Annotated in this window: 20 protein-coding genes and 1 pseudogene; 8 read left to right on the top strand and 13 right to left on the bottom strand. The window is 60.5% G+C overall.

Features of this window, described 5'->3' with window-relative positions; genetic code table 11:
* Positions 1-188 precede the first annotated feature (188 nt).
* Positions 189-1,187, bottom strand: a complete 999-nt coding sequence (locus tag BB934_RS40355) for a PQQ-dependent sugar dehydrogenase (RefSeq protein WP_237050773.1) — start codon at positions 1,185-1,187, stop codon at positions 189-191.
* 329 nt (positions 1,188-1,516) lie between these two features.
* On the opposite strand from BB934_RS40355, the gene BB934_RS40350 reads away from it, so the two are divergent.
* Positions 1,517-2,338: an SHOCT domain-containing protein gene (locus BB934_RS40350; protein WP_099515654.1), complete on the top strand. Its 822-nt coding sequence runs from the start codon at positions 1,517-1,519 to the stop codon at positions 2,336-2,338.
* A 229-nt stretch (positions 2,339-2,567) separates the two neighbouring features.
* On the opposite strand, the gene BB934_RS40345 is transcribed toward BB934_RS40350, so the two are convergent.
* On the bottom strand, positions 2,568-2,816 hold the full coding sequence (locus BB934_RS40345; protein WP_099515249.1) for a ParB N-terminal domain-containing protein: 249 nt from the start codon (positions 2,814-2,816) through the stop codon (positions 2,568-2,570).
* Between the two features lie 156 nt (positions 2,817-2,972).
* Here BB934_RS40345 and BB934_RS40340 point away from each other — a divergent pair, with 156 nt between their 5' ends.
* Positions 2,973-3,176, top strand: a complete 204-nt coding sequence (locus BB934_RS40340) for a hypothetical protein (RefSeq protein WP_099515248.1) — start codon at positions 2,973-2,975, stop codon at positions 3,174-3,176.
* A gap of 127 nt (positions 3,177-3,303) precedes the next feature.
* Here the strand turns inward: BB934_RS40340 and BB934_RS40335 are convergent, their stop codons facing one another.
* Complete coding sequence (locus BB934_RS40335; protein ID WP_099515247.1) at positions 3,304-3,573, bottom strand: DUF6894 family protein; 270 nt, start codon at positions 3,571-3,573, stop codon at positions 3,304-3,306.
* 423 nt (positions 3,574-3,996) lie between these two features.
* Here BB934_RS40335 and BB934_RS51325 point away from each other — a divergent pair, with 423 nt between their 5' ends.
* On the top strand, positions 3,997-4,287 hold the full coding sequence (locus tag BB934_RS51325) for a hypothetical protein (protein ID WP_418294840.1): 291 nt from the start codon (positions 3,997-3,999) through the stop codon (positions 4,285-4,287).
* 153 nt (positions 4,288-4,440) lie between these two features.
* Here the strand turns inward: BB934_RS51325 and BB934_RS40325 are convergent, their stop codons facing one another.
* Positions 4,441-5,736 carry an ISNCY family transposase gene (locus BB934_RS40325; RefSeq protein WP_099515245.1) on the bottom strand — a complete coding sequence of 432 codons (1,296 nt, stop codon included), beginning with the start codon at positions 5,734-5,736 and terminating at the stop codon, positions 4,441-4,443.
* Positions 5,737-6,065: 329 nt separating this feature from the next.
* Between BB934_RS40325 and BB934_RS40320 the strand changes: the two genes are divergently transcribed.
* Positions 6,066-6,731 carry a ParA family protein gene (locus BB934_RS40320; RefSeq protein ID WP_099515244.1) on the top strand — a complete coding sequence of 222 codons (666 nt, stop codon included), beginning with the start codon at positions 6,066-6,068 and terminating at the stop codon, positions 6,729-6,731.
* Between the two features lie 306 nt (positions 6,732-7,037).
* Here BB934_RS40320 and BB934_RS40315 read toward each other — a convergent pair whose 3' ends face one another.
* Together BB934_RS40315 and BB934_RS48005 are read right to left on the bottom strand one after the other, a co-directional pair.
* Positions 7,038-7,475, bottom strand: coding sequence for a hypothetical protein (locus tag BB934_RS40315; protein WP_099515243.1), 438 nt, complete (start codon positions 7,473-7,475; stop codon positions 7,038-7,040).
* Positions 7,476-7,549: 74 nt separating this feature from the next.
* Positions 7,550-7,753, bottom strand: a complete 204-nt coding sequence (locus BB934_RS48005) for a hypothetical protein (RefSeq protein WP_157934628.1) — start codon at positions 7,751-7,753, stop codon at positions 7,550-7,552.
* A gap of 288 nt (positions 7,754-8,041) precedes the next feature.
* On the opposite strand from BB934_RS48005, the gene BB934_RS40305 reads away from it, so the two are divergent.
* Positions 8,042-8,236, top strand: a complete 195-nt coding sequence (locus tag BB934_RS40305) for a DUF1127 domain-containing protein (RefSeq protein WP_099515241.1) — start codon at positions 8,042-8,044, stop codon at positions 8,234-8,236.
* A gap of 106 nt (positions 8,237-8,342) precedes the next feature.
* On the opposite strand, the gene BB934_RS40300 is transcribed toward BB934_RS40305, so the two are convergent.
* The 4 genes from BB934_RS40300 to BB934_RS40285 form a co-directional block, all read right to left on the bottom strand.
* Positions 8,343-9,128: a Crp/Fnr family transcriptional regulator gene (locus tag BB934_RS40300; RefSeq protein WP_099515240.1), complete on the bottom strand. Its 786-nt coding sequence runs from the start codon at positions 9,126-9,128 to the stop codon at positions 8,343-8,345.
* Positions 9,129-9,262: 134 nt separating this feature from the next.
* Positions 9,263-9,430 (bottom strand): WGR domain-containing protein, encoded by a 168-nt coding sequence (locus BB934_RS40295; RefSeq protein WP_237050772.1) that lies wholly within the window; start codon positions 9,428-9,430, stop codon positions 9,263-9,265.
* Positions 9,431-9,531: 101 nt separating this feature from the next.
* Positions 9,532-10,221 carry a CYTH domain-containing protein gene (locus BB934_RS40290; RefSeq protein WP_099515239.1) on the bottom strand — a complete coding sequence of 230 codons (690 nt, stop codon included), beginning with the start codon at positions 10,219-10,221 and terminating at the stop codon, positions 9,532-9,534.
* A gap of 694 nt (positions 10,222-10,915) precedes the next feature.
* Positions 10,916-11,257, bottom strand: coding sequence for a hypothetical protein (locus BB934_RS40285; protein ID WP_099515238.1), 342 nt, complete (start codon positions 11,255-11,257; stop codon positions 10,916-10,918).
* Positions 11,258-11,368: 111 nt separating this feature from the next.
* On the opposite strand from BB934_RS40285, the gene BB934_RS40280 reads away from it, so the two are divergent.
* Complete coding sequence (locus BB934_RS40280; RefSeq protein ID WP_099515237.1) at positions 11,369-11,638, top strand: hypothetical protein; 270 nt, start codon at positions 11,369-11,371, stop codon at positions 11,636-11,638.
* Between the two features lie 143 nt (positions 11,639-11,781).
* The gene (locus tag BB934_RS40275) at positions 11,782-12,054 is read left to right on the top strand and encodes an SWIB/MDM2 domain-containing protein (RefSeq protein ID WP_173909565.1); all 273 of its coding nucleotides are present in this window, start codon (positions 11,782-11,784) and stop codon (positions 12,052-12,054) included.
* Between the two features lie 202 nt (positions 12,055-12,256).
* On the opposite strand, the gene BB934_RS40270 is transcribed toward BB934_RS40275, so the two are convergent.
* From BB934_RS40270 to BB934_RS40260, 3 genes are all read right to left on the bottom strand, one after another.
* Positions 12,257-12,646, bottom strand: a complete 390-nt coding sequence (locus tag BB934_RS40270; protein WP_099515235.1) for a cupin domain-containing protein — start codon at positions 12,644-12,646, stop codon at positions 12,257-12,259.
* Between the two features lie 192 nt (positions 12,647-12,838).
* Positions 12,839-13,285, bottom strand: a complete 447-nt coding sequence (locus tag BB934_RS40265) for a hypothetical protein (RefSeq protein ID WP_157934627.1) — start codon at positions 13,283-13,285, stop codon at positions 12,839-12,841.
* Between the two features lie 116 nt (positions 13,286-13,401).
* Entirely contained in the window at positions 13,402-16,272 is a 2,871-nt protein-coding gene (locus BB934_RS40260; RefSeq protein WP_099515233.1) for a DEAD/DEAH box helicase, read from the bottom strand.
* 207 nt (positions 16,273-16,479) lie between these two features.
* Here BB934_RS40260 and BB934_RS40255 point away from each other — a divergent pair.
* Positions 16,480-17,133 (top strand): annotated as a pseudogene (locus BB934_RS40255) (SOS response-associated peptidase).
* Positions 17,134-17,410: the final 277 nt, after the last annotated feature.

The raw sequence follows: 17,410 nt of genomic DNA, 5'->3' as shown, positions 1-17,410 counted from the left end.
CATCTGGCAGAAGACAGGTAAGACGTTAGGACTCACCTCATCCCAGAGAGCGAATTCCGTTGAAGACCTTTTCCGACAAGAAGTCTGTGGCGGCGGGACATCTCCGAATGCTATCGATGCTTCCGTCGTATTCCGCGTTCTTGTGGTTGGCTCAGCGACTTACGCGCCAGATCCGGTCGCCCGCGTCATCAGAGACGACAATCGATCCATCCGGCAAGTTCCTTGACGTCAACCGGACGTCCAACACCGCTCAGGAAGCTCTGCCCGTTGCCGGAGCGGCTGCTGCCCACACGCAGCCGCACGACCTGGTACCCGACCGGGATGGTGCGGTTCCAGCTCCCATGTTCGGCAATCAGCGCCTCGCCTTGTAACTCGGGAAACATGGCGCCGCGATAGAAATGAATCCCGAGCGTGGCGACATGGGCCTGGAACTCATACGCGGGTGGGGTTTGTGGTGCGGGCGGAACCGCCGCCTCAAAGCCGCGCAACCGCACCCGACCGCCGAAATACGGAAAGCCATAGAAGGCGCCGGGCTGCAGTTCGTTGAGTTCGTCAGGCGGTGTGTCGTCGCCCATCCGGTCGGCGCCATTGTCGGTGAAATACATGATGCCGCCGTTCCAGTCGAAGCCGACCGAGTTGCGGATGCCCCAGGCCATGCGCCGGAGGTCCCCGCCGTTTGGGCTGATGCTGATGATCGTCCCCTGCAGACCCTCGGGCTGGCAAATGTTGCACGGTGAGCCGATCGAAATGTACAGCCGACCGTCTGGCCCGGCTTGAATGTAGCGCAAGCCGTGGTGGGCTTGGTTCGGCAGCCTGATCGGCAAGTCGGCTCGGTTGGCCAGTCTGCCGCCAGGCACGGGTGTGAAAGTCGAGACGCGGTCGCGCGAAGCAACATAGAGTCTGTTCCCCAAGCAAGCGACGCCGTTGGGCGCGACGAGCCCGGACGCGGCCCACACGGCCGGCCCACCTGCCAGAGGGACGCCATAGACCGCGTTGCCTTTGGTGCCGATGTAAAGCGCATCACCGCAGACGGCCATGGCGCGGGCGGCCGGCACACGGGCGAACGCCGCAACGCGGGCTCCTGGTGCGGAGTGGGCGATTTGGCCAAGGCACGGCGACGGGACCAGACCGGCGGTGGCAAGGCCGACAAGAGCTAAGGACCGGAACGGCTTGCCGAGGTGCATCATTCCCGCGACCGGATCGAACAGCTCATTTACGCGCCGACCGCTGAGGTTGGAAACTCACGAGTTCGCGGGGGCTGGCGAGATCAGGGGGCGAGACAAGTAAGGCCTGTTGATGGGAACAAGGCCCAGGCCGAGCCGAGGCCTGCGATGAGGTGTCAAAGTGCAACCCGCGCTATGCCGCCTGGATCCGCCGGTCAGGAGGATCCCACGCCTGCCGATAGACGCCTGAGCCAGCCCCCAATGCAGGCTGGTGAGCCCCTTCAGGTGCCGGTATGTTCACTGGGAGCCGTGTGCTCATCTTTGCCGCCACCCAACCTCGGGCACGTCCTGTGATGCATGAACTCACCCCTGAAGGTCAGCAGATTGTCACGGACGCCGCCCAGCGGCATAGGGTCAGTGTCGATGCTGTTCTAACCTTGCTTCGTGCGCTGGTGGTGGGTCACGGCACCATGGCGCAGTTCAACCATCCTGAGCTCGGCGGGATGGGTCAGTGGACGCAGGGTGGCATGACAATGGTGGGCAGCCTGTTCGACCATGGCCTGAAGGCCCGCGTGGATGCCCTTTGCACCGAGCTGGCCGCACTCCTGCGCCAGCAGCCATCCATTATGGCGGCGACCAGCTCGCAGGCACACCCGCAGCCGAGCGCGCCGGGTGTGAGCCTGTTCGTGGCAGGAGCAGCCTCCCCGTCGGGGATGTGGTGGCCACCGGAGCTGGGCCAACCATCGTCTGCCGGATCTCAGGACGACCTGCGCTACGCGATCTTCCCGGCAGCGCACCGGCTTGCGATCGAGCGGAGCGGGCAGATCACCCTCTACGACACTCGGGATCACCTTATTGCTGGAGTGTCCCAGCAACAGGGTGCGGACCAATCTCTGCGGTTCGTGAGCCAGCACGGTCTCGTTCGGCTTCATGACCTGCCGGTGGTGGAAGCGGGGCGCCGCTCATCCACCCCTGACACAACCCGGGGAGGATTAGCATCCGAGCCCGAGCGTGTGGCTTCGATGACGGCCGGCGCCGCGCCGCTGAAGTCGTCCCAATTTTCCTCAGAGGACATCTTTGCCACGCTCGAGCGCCTTGCCGAGCTGCACAAGAACGGTGTGCTGACGGATGAGGAGTTTGCCGCCAAGAAAGCGGAACTGCTGGCCCGGATCTGAAGGGCGAAGGCCAGTTCACCGTAACGTTCAGCCGCTCATTTGCCAGACTGCAACGAGGGAGGACCAGGGATTCTGATTCTGTCGCCATGGGCAATGGCGGGACCGCAGGAGGATATCCTCATCACCGATCCCGGCAGCCTGTCTTGCGCTTCGCTCGGACAAGGGCTCCAGCGCCGCCCCGTCCGCGTCGCGGGGGAATATTCCTCAAGCCTCTCCGGCCTCCTGCGGATCAACGCTGACGGGCCTGAACGAAGTAGGCAGCGATCGTCGCCTCGCCGAGAGCCTTGCAGGCTTCCAGCCGATGCAAGCCTTCGACCAGAACAAACCGCGTGCCATCGGGTCGCACGAGAATGGGCGCCTGCTGCCCCTTCTCCATGATGCTCTCGGCAAGGGCTGCAACCTTGTGCGGATCAAGCGTTTGCCGCCGCCGCACCGGCACATAGACATCTGCGATGGCAAGCGTCTGCCTCTTCATCATCCCGGCGGCTCCGGTTGCTGGTCAGAGTGATCCAAGCTTAGGCGCCGCGGATCGGCTTGCCCAGGAACATGCGGTCCCACACGGCGTTGCCTGAGAAGGCCAGCTTGGCAGGAGGGTGGCGTCGCTGTGCTGGGCCTCCTCACACGGAGACATCTCATGAGCAAACTCACAGCCTCGATGGGCTTTCTCTTCCTGGCTGTTTCGTCGGCCTGGGCGCAGACCCCTGCCCCGTCCCCCGCGCCCGGCGCTCCTCCCGCTGCAACTGTCCGAGGGATCGCAGACTACTGGTGGATCATCCTGCTGGTGATCATTGTCGCCGCCGCGATCTGGTATTTCTCCCGCAGCCGCAGGGGCGTGTAACCGGGTATCCGGCAGGAACGGACCCAGGGCGTCAGGCGTTGATCAGCAGCCCTTTTGATGCTCCTGTCCCATCGACACGAACCCGGCTCTGCGCCGGGTTCCTTTTGACATCGGCTGACTTGCGCCACTAGGCGCTCCAGGGATGCGGTCCCTGAGGCCGTGAGACGTGCCAGTCGATTTCCATCGAAGCTCTGATGGTGCAGACCCGCTGGCTGCGCTCGTCCCGCACCTCAATGACAACATTGCTGGTCTCGCCCCTTGCGAGCCGGCCTTGGCCGATCTCAGTGGCCGCGCGGACTGCTGCTTGCACGGCAGCGTCCGGGCTGTCGAACTCGGAGCCCTCATCGTCGCGCACGAACTGTGCGCCATCCAAGATGTCAAAATAGTAGCGGGCCACGGCAGTCTCCTCTTGGCCAGCACCGATGCATCAGACGTGGGTTGATTGCGGACAGTCCGCGCCCCGGCTGAGGGTGCTGTCTGAAACCCTCAGCCAGGACATCAGTGGAGAGGAAGCTCTCCGACACCTCCAGTGCCATTCACCACTGACACCAGAGTCTCTGTTCGGGCAGAGACACCACGCGCTCGGTGCACAGATCCTGTCTCGGTGAGGGTAAACAATTCGTGGATGCCCAGATCGCAAGGTGCTCCTCCGGCTGCATCCGCCATAGGCAGTGAAACCAATCCCCTTTGCCGGTTAGGCTGACTTGTCTTGCCGGAGGTCGACGTGAGCATTGCCTACGTCATCACCCACCCTGAGGTTGTCGTTGAGGCAACGACACCGGTCCCACAGTGGCATCTCTCGGATAAGGGTGTCCACCGCATGCGGGCTTTCGCCTCCCAGGCGGATCTGGGCAACCTCTCGGCCGTGTGGGCGAGCACCGAAACCAAAGCCATTGAAGCGGTTGGTATCCTGGCTGGCCGCTTCGGCCTTCCTGTTCACGTTCATCGTGGGCTGCATGAGAATGACCGCCGGGCGACCGGGTTTCTGCCGCCTCCGGAGTTTGACCGGATGGCGGATGCCTTCGACCGACGACGTTGCGCTGGCAGAGATGTTGGACGGCTGAGCCAGCCAGCAGGTCAACTTCCGAATGACCCAGCGTCTGGTTCCTGATAGATGCAAGCCAAAATGTCAGCCTTGAGCCTCCCCATCCTGCGAACAGCGACATTTCAACTTGGTTGGCACACGCGAATGTCAGAACTCGTTAGACAAGTCTCTGATTGTCCTCATTAGAGATGTCACCTCCGGGGAGTGACTGCTGAGAGCTCAACCCACCTTGAACAGGCTCTTGCCTTGGCCGCGCCGCCGCGGGGCGCTGTTGCTCCGGCTCATGTCGAGCTCCTTCTGCCGCTCGGCAATGTAGGCCAGAACCGGACCCAGCCGCTTGTTCTCGACGACCGCCGCCTGATCCACCTGCTGGCGTCGGTCAAAGGGCCTGTAGGGCAGCTCCAGGCCCTTGTGCTTGATGGCAAAGCGCCCATCCGGATAGTCGTAGACGGTCACCCGCTGGCGGGCGAGGGACAGCGTGATCGCGTTCGGCTCGAGAATGAACAGCACCTGGTCGTACTGCAGGGTCAGATTGCGCGAGACCGTCCGCTCCTCCCGCCAGGCGAACACGTCATCCAGCTCATCGTCCTCGCTGAGCGGGCGATGCAGGTCCTTGTCGCTGTAGGGCGCCTTGGCAAAGCGGCGGTTGAAGTCCGCCATGAATGCCGGCAGGAAGGCATTGCCCGCCTCAAGGGTCGAGATCCCAGCCAGTCGCATCTCCTTGACCAGGCGGTCCTGCAAGGTGCCGTTGGCGCGCTCGACGCGGCCTTTGGCTTGCGGAGCATTGGCGCAGATGATGTCGATGTTGAGCTGATGCAGCGCCCGCCCGAACTGGGTCATGCCGTCACCGCCCACCGCTCCTTTGCCGTTGACGCGGAAGACGGCATGCTTGTCGGAGTAGAACGCCACCGGCTTGCCGTAGGCCTCCAGGTACTCCCGGGTCGATCGGAAATAATCAAAGGTCGACTCGGTCTCGACGAACTTCAGGTGCATCAGCCGGCTGGTGGCATCGTCAATGTAGACCAGAAGCGTGCAGGGTGGGCCGCGATCCTCGAACCAGTAGTGCTCGGAGCCGTCGATCTGGACGAGTTCGCCGACGCAGTCGCGCCGATAGCGCGGCTGGTGCACCCCTTTGAGCTTCTGCCGGCGCTCCTGCCAGAGACCCGCCGCGATCATCCAGCGCCGGATCGTCTCGACACCCAGAGCGATGCCGTGCCGCTCGGCGAGCTTCTCGCAGGCGAGCGTCGGGCCGAAATCGGCATAGTTGGCTGTGATCAGCGCCAGCACCTCGGTCCGCAGCGCCGCCGGGTAGGAGCGGTTGCTGGGCTTGCCGCGCCGGCGCGACACCAAGGCCGTGGGACCACCGGTCTGATAGGCCTTGAGTAATCGGAACACTTGGCGCCGTGTGATCCGCAGCAGTTGGGCAGCTTCGCGCACCGTAATTCGCTCCGCCACGACGTCCCGCAGAATGTGAACCCGATCGATCTCCGGCCGGCTCATCCCGATCACCGTCATCAGACCCAATCTCCCCAGCACCATCACCCAGGGAGAGTGACATTTGTAACGGGGAGAGGAGTGACCTTTCTAACGGGGTTCTACACGCGAATGTCAGGGTGAGCGCGGTTATGGAATGAGATCGTCAATCCGCTGCCGTGAGCAATACTCTGTTAACCATATTCGCGCGACTATGCATAGCCTGATCGAGCTGGGATACCGGGCAGGTCTTTCCACGACAGAAAGCGGGGCGAGTACATGCACCTCGTTTGCTGCCGGAAAGTTTTGAAACGAAGTTGCGGCCTCGTAAGCACGATCACCATTGATTTGCCCAGATTGGGAGAACTGGCATGAATGTCTTGGTTTTTGCTTCCCGCAAGGGCGGTTCCGGAAAGAGCACCCTTGCCGCGCATTTGGGGAGCTATATGGCCGAGCATTCTCGGCCGACACTGCTGATTGACGCGGACCCGCAGGGATCCCTGGCCCTTTGGCATGAGGTTCGCGGCGCATCGGACCTTCCGCTCGATGTCGGCACCAAGCATCTTTCGGCCACGTTGGCGAAGGCGAGGCGCGACGGGGTTGAATGGGTCTTGATCGACACGCCGCCCAATGCCGAAGCCCCAGTAGCTGAGGCGATCTGGCACGCCGATCTTGTCGTGATTCCCATGCGTCCGGGGCTGTTCGATGTCGACGCCGTTCAGGCAACGATCCAGGTCTGCCGTAAACTCAAGAAGCCTTATGCGGTGGTGATCAACGCCGCGCCGGCCAAGAATGGCTCGGATGACCCGATGGTGACGGACGCCCGAGGGGCGATGCAGGCGCTCGATGTTCCGACATGGGCCGGTCAGATTACCCATCGCCCTGAGTTGTCGCTCTCCCTCGCCCACGGTGCCGGCATTAACGAGTTCAGCTCCAGGTCGTCCGGATCGGAGGAGATCGGCAACCTTTGGCAGGCGCTGACAAGGAGCTTTGAGGCCATTGAGGCTATGACGGGCCAACACGCTCAGTCCGCCTGAACGTACTTGGCCGATGCTTGGCTCCCAGTCCGTTGTCGTTGCCCGCGTGACCTGGACGGCATTGAGATGACCCGCCGGATGCACAAGTAACAGGCAACTTATGTCTGCAATGAGCGAATACCGTTGGCCGAGTAGTTTGCCTGCTTGCTACATGAGAGTGACACGACAAACCTACTGTTATTTCGTCCTCGATCCTGCTCTGCGACAAAATTGGAGAAATGGCTGATCAAACGTTTTGACAAGAAGTTTGTAACAGTTGAATGGGCTTGTCGCTGCGGGGCTGAATTGGACTCAATTCCCGATCATTCAGCGCCCGGATCCTGTCTGCGGCTTTCCAGGCAGTGACTGGAAAGACGACGTGCTTGGATGCGATCCTTCTTTGAGAACGAAGTAGGTATTGATCAGCGCCACGATCCTTCGGCCCAGCGCCTGATCCTCTTCGTCGTTCGCTGTGTTGAGGATCTCGAGCCGGATTTCAAAATCAGGGTCGCAAATGAGAATAGCCGGATCCTGCTCGTCGGATCCTCGGCACTCTAGGAACCAACCCTCATCCGGGAGCGGGTCTTCCGGACGAAGATCCTCATTAAGGCTCTCGACAATGTATCTGGCGAGATGATCGTTGATCCGCGTGCCATCGTCGTCGCCAAAGATGAGCCGAGGCTCGCCTTGAGGATCCTTGATGACATGCCGTCGCTCGTTTCCGGGACGGGCGATAAAGAGGGTCCACTGTGACGATGGGTTCATAGGCTACTCTTTGACCGACGATGAGTAGAAATGCACTACGCCGCCTCCATGGCAAACACCGATCCGCCTTCGGGTCAATCTCCGATCATTTCAGACGAGACGTCGAGTACGCGTGCGACCCGGAGTTCCTCGGCCTCTGGTCGCTGAGTATCGTATTCGCGACGGCAAAGCCCTTCGACACGCCGCGCTTGATGCGAGACCTGGTGTCGTTGGCCCAGGCCCTTGAGGAAGCCAAGGACCTGCATATTCATTCTGTGCAATTCCTTCTGCTCGATCACATAAAATCTCATTCTTGCGAGAGGTTCGAGCAGGTCAATGCGGCTCTCAGAGTGAGCGATCCAGAGGAGAGGACGCGTTGTGGTCGACCCTTCCAGACGCTAGTATTCTTAGCCGTTGATATGCTTTGACGGCAAATCTTTAGGGAATAATTTGCCTAGTCATGCAATTTATGCATGTCTCCTCTACAGGATCTGCCCTTCTTTTGTGCAGCGCACAGGCATATTTGCTGCATCGCACGGCAGACACGCTGGCCATCTCTAACAAGCCGGTAAATTCAGGAGCTACCCATGTTCGTTTCCTTCATTCTCGCTAAGGTGCAAGCCTACTTCCGGTATCGCGAGACCGTCCGTGAGCTGTCGCTGCTATCGGATCGCGAGCTGACTGATCTCGGCATCGGGCGTTTCCAGATCGACAGCGTTGCTCGTCAGAGCGCTGCCTCGATGCTGCTCGTCGATGAGCCCACCAGTTCAACAACCTTGTAGACGGGATCGGACATCTCAGGTTCCCCTCTCCTGTTCAAGCTCACAGGTAGGGCAGACAACCCCGCCTGCGAGGCGTCCCAGCTCTCAACGCGGCGTAACAGGCCGATCAGGAACACCGACGCGGCTGGCGTGAATCCGCGGTCGAGGTGTTCCGGTAGGTGTAAGGGAGCAGCCGCTCGAAGCTGCGGCGCACCGTGCCGTAGCACTCGCAAGAAGCTCTCTCCAGGCCGGTACGATCCATTACGGTGATTACACCCCGGCCTTGTCTGATGAAACCTGCTTCTTGAAGTGCTCGCGTGATGCTGCTCACTGTGGAGCGCTGTACGCCCAGCATATTCGCCAGGAACTCGTGCGTGAGCGGCACGGTGTCCCGGTCGAGCCGGTCATGCATGCTCAGGATCCAACGGCAGCAGCGCTCCTCGACGCTGTGGACTGCGTTGCAGGCCACGTTCTGCAGCACCCGGGCCATCATCGCTTCAGTGAAATGCAGCACCAGCTGGCGCACCTTTGGGCGGATGCTGATGACCTCATGCAGGCGCTCCAGCTCGATCTGGGAGGCGGTACCGGCTGCTTGAACGATGCAGCGACCGAAGGACTGGCGGGCTGTCATGGAGCTGACGAGGCCCAGCGCTCCTTCCCGGCCGTAGACTGCCATCTCGGCCGAGCGACCGTCCTTCAGCACGGCCACCAGGGATACCACGGTGTCATGAGGAAAGGTGGCATGGCGCAGAGGATCGCCGGTCTCGTACAGCACCTGATCCTGCCGCAGACTGATCCCGTGCAGGTGCGGCTCCAGCGCTGCAAAGTCGTCCGGCTCCAGCGCCGCGAGCAGACGGTTGGCCCGATGGTTGATGCGTGGAGCTGAAATGGTGGCATAGACGTGAGGTTTCATGCCCCAAGCTAAGCTCAGGATGACCTTGAACGGAAGGGAGAAAACAGGCGCAGCTGGTAAAGACAGGCTCAGACGCTCGGCTGTCAATCTCAACCCATTCGAGCCAATGCATTCTCAGGGTCTCGAAGTTACCATCAGAGGTCTGCGTAGCCCTTCCGCCGCTGGGCGTCTGCCCAGCCTTCCAGCGCCTGCGCGGCTTTGGCCTCATCGGAGAAGATCTCAACCTTCTCCTGACCTTTTGACCCCACGAAACCCCAGTTGCGCACGAGGCGGATCGTACCGAACAGGTCGCGTTCGACCATCAGGCTGAAGAAGCGGGCCTTGCCCTGCTACGGGTCACGCCGATAAAGCACAAGGTGATGCCGTATGGGGGAGCGGGCATCGGGCATGCTGAAAGCGGCTCTTACACGGGTTTGCCCTTCCGAAGCGCCTTCTCCATCTCGCGCATCATGGCCGCCTCGATCTCGTCGAGGTTCGCCTTGACGGTCTCTTCCCTGGTCTGCGCCTTGGCTCGGGTCACCGGCACCTGTTTGGCCTTGGGCCGGTTGCTAGACACCCGCACTTGGGCGAGGAAGCGGCCGTCCAGAGTATCAATCAGGCTGTTGAGTGCCGCATTGGAAAGCGGGATCTCCGGCTCATCGTCGAGCCCTCTCAGGGCGATGGACTGATGGGTGTACCGAGGATCAGCCGTCACCTCGGGGCCGAACCACTCCAGCGGACGAAACCCCCTCGCCTCTCGGTCAGAAGCGAATTCCACGGTGACGAGATGCAGGGCACGGGGCCGGACGATCTCGTCAACCAGGGCGTGACCCTCGCCGATCGGCAGCACTGTCCGGATGGAGTCGACCTTCCCGGCGCAGACGTCGAGCAGCGCATGGGCATGGCTCACCGGGATTTCGGTCTGATCCTCGATCTCTCCGTGAGGTCCGACCGTCTTGAGGATCAGCCAGCCCGTCTCCTCTTCGAGGCAAACCCAGGAGGAACGGTCCTGCTGTTCCGGGAAGAAGCCCTCGAGGTGGGGCAGCCCGCCCCTTTCGCGCCGGATCAGGCGGACGAAGGATGGGGTGAGGAGGAAGCGGCGGCGAACGGTCATGAAACCCAAGGAATGTAAGGGATCGAGAAGCCTTTCATTCGTATTTGGCAGATAAAGGGGAGACAACCCTGAACCCGGCATTATGGTTTCCGCTCAGCCGCAGGGCTTGAGCCCCAGATCTCTGGTTCTTGACGATCTGCCGCTTGGATCTGGTGTCTCGATTGCAGAGAAATAGGAGATCAGCGCACGCTCGCCAGACTCTTCATTTAGCGCCGAACCGTGGAGTGAGATGTGCTTGCGCGCAGGAGCGAGAGCGAAAGATGCGAAGACGCCTTGGAAGACATGCTGTCTTGACAGCTCGGCCAAGGCAGAGAAGCCATAGCCAAGGTGCAGGCTCTTCACCAATTGAGAGACAGTCCTTCATACATGACAACGCCCTGACAGAGTTAGCCGTATGAGCTCGCTGTCAGGGCGCTTTTGTGATGCCGGTTGCAACACCACGCCTCCACAATGAACCACGAACGCGTGAAGTGCAATTGAACGCTGTGTACAAGTCCGAAGCGCTCTGGCTGGAGGGTGAGCACCAGACCCTACCAGAGCGCGCGATGTGTTCCGGCATTGCGCCTTCCACTTAGATCGACCCACGACGAGACGATGTGTGACGACGCACACCATCTGGCCCTGGCTTCGTGGGAACAGGCTATTGTCGTGGTAGTGCGCCGCGAGTGAAAAAGCATTGCCACTGGAAGCACGGTCAGACGTCGCTTGCAGTCGCAACTTTTTCGATTTTCAGCTTCTTCGGGGCCGCTGAGAGAATGAACTTGGTGAGGACCTTATAGACGGATTGTGGTCCGCACTCATTCTTCCCGGCAGCGCATTGTTCGAAGAAGCTGACGTACTCGTCGCACTCGACTGAGCGCTGTTGCTTCGGAGCTTTGGCGCACCGTGTATACGCCTGTCGCAAGACCGGCGGCGGGTCGAAGGATTCAAAGACCTCTTGGGCTGGGGTTCGAGAGATCTTCTCATGGGCCAAAATGAGAGTGGCGGGTCCCAAGAGGATGGCGACCGCTATGAAGCCGGGGTGGATCTTCCGCATCGGCTTACCTCGGACCTTAATGGTTAAGACGAAGTTAACCAATATCCCCTGACATTGAAGAACGTAACGGCATAGCATAATCAACGATGTCGAGCCTAAGGAAGCGAACAGATGGAAAAGCGCCCGGAGCAAGAGGACGAACAACCAGAGACCAATGGGAAAGCCAGCACGCCGCAGCTGGACCGGTTGGAAAAGTTGGCTAACGCGGCTGCCAGCGCTGCCCAGGCCAAGCAGTGGCGCGCACGCAAGAATGGCATCAGTCAACAAGAAGAGTCGTCGGAAGTCCGCAACCTCAGCAGCGATGCAGAAGCCAGAGCTCGGGCAGAGGAAGTGATGCGGCAGATGATGTCAAAGCCCCAAAGCAAACGGCGCGGACGATAAAGACCCGGTGCTTTCATTTGTAGCAATCATCCCCACATACGCACCGTCAGAGCGGGATTAAGGAAGTGTTCAGCTCTTGCTGGCCATGGTCCTGCCCCTTTGCCCCTGCCGATGGCAGTGGGGCGTAGTTTAGGAGTATTACAATGACCGAAGCCAAAGCAGCCAAGAAGCCAAACCCCGCCCTGGCGAAGCCGCTGCAGCCTTCGCATGAACTGGCGGCCGTTGTCGGATCGACTCCGCTGCCGCGGACTGAGGTGGTGAGCAAGGTCTGGGAGTACATCAAGGCCAACAACCTGCAGAATCCCGCGAACAAGCGAGAGATTCTGGCGGATGAGAAGCTTCGGGCCGTATTCAGCGGCAAGGACAAGGTCAGCATGTTTGAGATGAACAAGCACTTCGCTCAGCATCTTTCCTAACGGGATAAATGCACGGTCCAAGCTTAGTTAACGTGCACGAGTTGTTAAGCTTGACCGTATCAACATGCAGGTACCGGGCGCGTTGCGTATCTGCCCGAATAACCTCCATAGCCCCAATGCTTGGAGCTAGCCCTGGCTGAGAGCCCTTACCCTCTTGGCTAGGGCTTTTTCGTCAGCGGTGCCCGCAGCGTCCCCAGACCGACTATGCGGGCGGCAAATCGAGGCCGTTCGGTAGCGAGATCCAGATGACAGTTTGCGCCTCTGCGGAATGGCGTGACAGATGGCCCTTGCCGTGTGTGTCCTCCACTAACACGAAGCTACCCGCCTGGACGTGGCGCACCTCTCCGTCACTTGTCTCGTATTCCACCGAACCATCCAGCCTGATCGTCAGCACCGGCTTTGGGACCGTATGCCAGGCAACCTCGCGCATGCCCGCAGGGATGTGGGTGATGCGGACGCGGGACGCCGGATAGCTGGCCGAAACCTCGAACGGCACGGCATTGGGGTGCACCGACCTCTTCGTCGTCGGCAATTCGACTTCGTCGAAATACGACTCGCCATCCGGGGTGGCATAGATGCGCAGGCACTTCATTGCGGCTGGCTCCTCCTGGTTCGCCATTCTTTGCCGTTAGCGAACGAGATCCGGCCCCCAAACACATTGGCGATGACTGGGAACGCGGTAGCATGCATAACGATGCTCGCCACCATCAAGGCGCCTATCAATCGAGATCTCGGTTGCAGCGGCAATTCTCTCGCAGGAGCCATTCTTGTAACTGCGTTCAAGTTAGTCGACCAGGGCCGCTTTGTCGTTCGCCAGACCCAAGTAGGTTTGCAAATCCTTCAAATCCTTGCAGACGATGAAGCTGTATTGACTGGGAAGCGAGTGGTGCCTACCCAGAGGTTCAGGTTCGTCAGCCGCCACAAGGGCCCAGAGGCCCTTACGCTTCTGTGGCCCATAGTCGTCCCAGGCAGCCGAACAGGCATTTGGTCGGGCAGCCGCCACAAACTTGGACATCTCCTGCATTGTGATATCGGTCAGAAGCTTCTTCGACTCCGGGCTAACGACATCCCAGAGCGAGGAACCCGGATAGATCGACGTGATCGGATTGTACCGGAGCTTGTAGCCGCAGCGCTCTACCGCAAGTCTCAAATAGATGCCAAGTCGAGCCGTTTCGAGCTCACTGGCAGAGAGAGTTCTGTTGGTTTGGGCGGATGCAGCCCCTGCCATCATGGAGCAGCACAATAGCGCAAGTGCGACGCGCCTGCGGAAGCGGTCTCCAATCTTGCCATGCGTGTATCTCGTTGCGGCCAATGGATTCTCTATCACCATTCGAAGCATAGAGGCTGTTACGAAGCCAGGGAGGACAGTTTCTGGGAGCGCAAGTATGCATCCCGGTTCTTCTTGAATGTTGCAGCCTTCTGCAGATCCTTCAGGATCTTCTTCTGCGCCGGAACTTGCCGCTGGGCATACCTGGCACAGAGCCGGGGCAGGGAGAATGGAACCGCTATGTCGGGATGGTTCTTCTGAATAGCATCTTGGATCAGCTCAACCTGCTCTCCGGGAAGTGGCATCCCACCTTCCTCGCCAAGGAGCAGCAACAGGTTCATCACGGCAGAAGGCATCGCTCTGACGAGTTCCTTTCCGGGCTTTGCAGCGGCGATCTCAAGATACTCGGTCCTTGCAAGTGTGATCGTCAGCGTCTGGTCTTTGCTCAGAGGACCATCGGCAAGGTCGGTGAGGTATTCCCGGAAACGTTGCTCCCGTGCCCGGGCCGCATCGTCATGGCGGCCAAAGCCCGCTTTTTGCCGGATCCATTGCTCGCTTGGACCCTTAGGGCCAACTGCAACGATGGAGGACTTGATCAGGCCCTCGGCAAGGCTCGGGCGGAGTTGCTCTTCCTTCTCCGGGTTGTCGATGATGAAGAAGCGCACATTGGTGTTTGCCACGATGGCCTTGATCTCGGGCAAGACGCTCGGGTCGAAGGTCGTGACGGAGAAAGCCGACGGCTTTCCTCCAAACGCATACGGGTAGAGGTCAGCGAACCGCTGGCGCAGCCGGCAATAGGCGGCGAGGAGATCACGCCTCTGCGGGGTGAGCTGGTTCGGCCGATCCAGAACCACCGAGCGAAGGTCGGGCCGTAGGCTGTGGGCTCCCGTTGCCCGCTCGACCAGCCGGACGGCAGCGACGTTGAGCAGCCTGGCAAGAAGTCCTGCCTTGTCCTTGAGGAGATCGATGGCGGCCAATATCTGGGTGGCATTGGCCGGAGCCGCGAACCCTGTGAGCCACGGGAGGGCGAGAGGCCGCGCCTGCTGCAGGCTTGTGAGGAACTTGCGCTGCTTGTCCGTCGGGCTGGCGCTCTCATAATCGCCATCGTGGCGGATGCCGACGAAGGCCACGTATTTGCGGGCGACGTCCTGGGTCTTGCAGAGGAAGGCCTGCTGCGCCCCTGTCCGTTCGTCGTGGGTGGCGACCAGCCAGCGCGGGAGATCCAACGCCGCCTCCTCGTCGTAGAGACCGAACTCTTTGAGATCGCAGAACAGCGCCACGCGGCTGGAGAACTTCTTCGTCTCGGAATCGTACCGCCGCATTCCGGTCGTCATAAGGCCGGCCGCAAAGGGCTTCGGCACCGGGAGGGCGTCCTCATCGCCGATCTCCATGGTGGGGTCGAGCGGATCGTCGTACTGCTCGCCGTCTCCTTCGCCCATCCGGAGCCGAATCTGACGCTGGCGCTCCTCGATCTGCTCACGAAGCCTGGGGTCCTTGTCGAACCATGCCTCGAACTGTTCCCGGATCGGGGCAGCCAGCCCACGGACCTGGCGCCGGCAGCGCTCTGGGTCGTTCCGGCGCATGGCGTCGATGTCGCTGAAGATGCGCAGGATGGAATTGCCGACATCGACAAAGACCTGGTGGGTCTTGCCGCTGGCTTTGTGAGCCCGTTCCCCTCGTCCGCTGATCTGCTTCACCGGGCCGATGGACCGCTCCTGACAGGCCAGGATGTTGAGGTCTGTCTGGGGAACATCGGTACCGACGCCCAGAGCATTCACGTTGCCCAGAATGTTGAAGCTGCCGGCACGGGCTGCATCGAGAAGATCGTCGCGCTTGATCTTGCGACCGACGGGCTCGCCCTCCTCGGCGCCGTTGCGCCAAACGCGGATCTCGCCGGCCACGACAAAGGCCACGCGGGGCTTCTCCCCTTCCCTTCTGTACCCGGGAGGGAGGCTTTCTTGGGCTAGAAAGCCGGAGAGCTCCTTGGCGAACTCGACGCTGTCACAGTGGATCATCGCCAGGGTGGCGCCGGCCGCGCGCTTTGCCCAGATCCGGGCAACGGCAGCCACGATGAGGGCGGCAATCGCCTTATCACCCTCACTGGCTCCCTCTTTGAAGAAACGGGAGAACGCCTGCTGGGAGGCTTGGTCGACCGACTTGTTCTCGGCCAGCAGCGCAAGGAAAGCGCTCTCAATGAGCCGGACGGCATCGGTGCCGAGATGGGCTTCAAACTCTCCCGTGGCGATGTCGAACCTGGTGGGAACGGTCCGGCCCGTCGCCAGGACCTCGTCATAGGTGGCAACGTCGATCAGGTCGTGCTCGATGCTGGCGCCAAAGGCGTCCAGAGGATCCTTGCCGTCGGTCCGAAACGGTGTGGCGGTCAGGACAATCCCGGAGCCGCCGGCGTGAGCGATGCGGGAGAGAACTCTGGCGAGTTCTTCGGCCGCTGCCTTGTGGCCCTCGTCGATGAGGACTACCCCTCCCCTTTTGCCGAAGCGGTCGAGCGAGCGCAGGAATTCCTCGTCATCGAGCTTGTTGACGAGGGACATGTTCGTGGCGGGGATTACATCCGCGTCGAGCGAGTTCCGAACCATCGGCTGCTCACCAATGATCTCGTTCTTGGCGACGTAGAATGCAGTCTGAGCCCCTTTGACCGCGGGAACACTTTGGAATTGGGCATAGTTCTGGCGCAGAAGGCTGACGTCGGGATGGAGGACAAGGATCGGCTTGCCTAGGTCGATCGAGTCCTCGGCAGCCCCGGCCGCAAGTAGGCTCTTGCCACTTCCAGTGGGCGCAAGCACCGCGCCCGAGCGTCCGCGCCGAATAGCCTCTCGAACCGATGCGGCGATCCTGGCCTGATAGGGCTCGGCCTGCTTGTCACCGATGCGCCGCGTAAGGTCCGTGGCGGTGGATTGAAGCAGAATTTCCGGAAGATTCGAATGAGGCGGCATCGGTTAATGGATTGAGGAATGATTGGGATTGCGAACGAGGAGACGGGCCAAACTTGCGCCATGATTCGCAAATCAAAGCGCTGCCTGCCGATTGCGAGGAATATACCCTGATAGGTTGCGTGAAGCATCCAACATTGTCAGGCTTGGGGGTGACACAATCGCTCGTTTGGGATGAAACTCGGAATGCCGAGACGTAGGGTTCCACCCGTGTCCAATCTCTATAGTTCCTACGCGACACAGGCTGCGATGCGACAGGCCTTCGATGTTACCCGCGATGGTGCCGGCAACATTTCTCCCCTGCCGGCGATCTTTCCGGACCAGATGGCGCCGGTCATCAGGAACCGTGAGGGAGAGCGTGAACTGACCCAGATGCGCTGGGGCTTCCCACCACCGCCGAAGGTGGGCAATCATCCGGTGACGAATGTGCGCAATGTGGGCTCCCCGTTTTGGCGTGTCTAGCTCAAGCCGCAGTACCGCGCGTTGGTGCCAGTGACCTCCTTTTCAGAGCACAAGGATACTCGCCCAAGAAAGACACCCGTTTGGTTTGCCCTGAATGAAGAGCGCCCGCTTGCAGCTTTTGCTGGCATTTGGCGACCCTGGACCGGCGTACGTGGAACGAAGGCTGATCCTGTTGAAGGTGAACACCTGCACTATTCATTTCTCACATCTGAGCCGAATGGCGTGGTGGGCCCGGTTCATCCGAAGGCGATACCGGTCATCCTAATCATGCCAGAGGAATGTGATATCTGGCTCAATGCACCGACCGAAGAGGCACTGAAACTTCAGAGACCCCTCCCTGACGAAATGTTGATGATCGTTGCTGAAGGTGAACGATCCGACAAAGCCAATGCGGGGACTTGAGTGGTCGGAGGTAACGAGAGACGACCCCGGCGTTTGGCTTACCCAAGCGAGAGCGAGAACTTGACTTTGCCTCACCTTGGGCTTGAAGCAGCGATAAGTATTCTTCAACCTTTCATCAGCACAGATTCAGTTGCTATCGAACCATTTCCGGGTGTGGTGGCAAACTTGATGGCCGCTGACGCCAGCGGTCGATCTGCACATACGTTCGCATCCATGCCCAACTCTCAAGTCTAGCGCGCCGCTCGGCTTTACGTGGGCAGGGTTAGTTCTTGCTCCC

The organism is Microvirga ossetica, assembly GCF_002741015.1.
In the GTDB taxonomy this organism is placed as follows: Bacteria; Pseudomonadota; Alphaproteobacteria; order Rhizobiales; family Beijerinckiaceae; genus Microvirga; species Microvirga ossetica.
The sequence above is the reverse complement of the archived record's forward strand: the minus strand, read 5'-3'. Positions and strand labels throughout refer to the sequence as shown.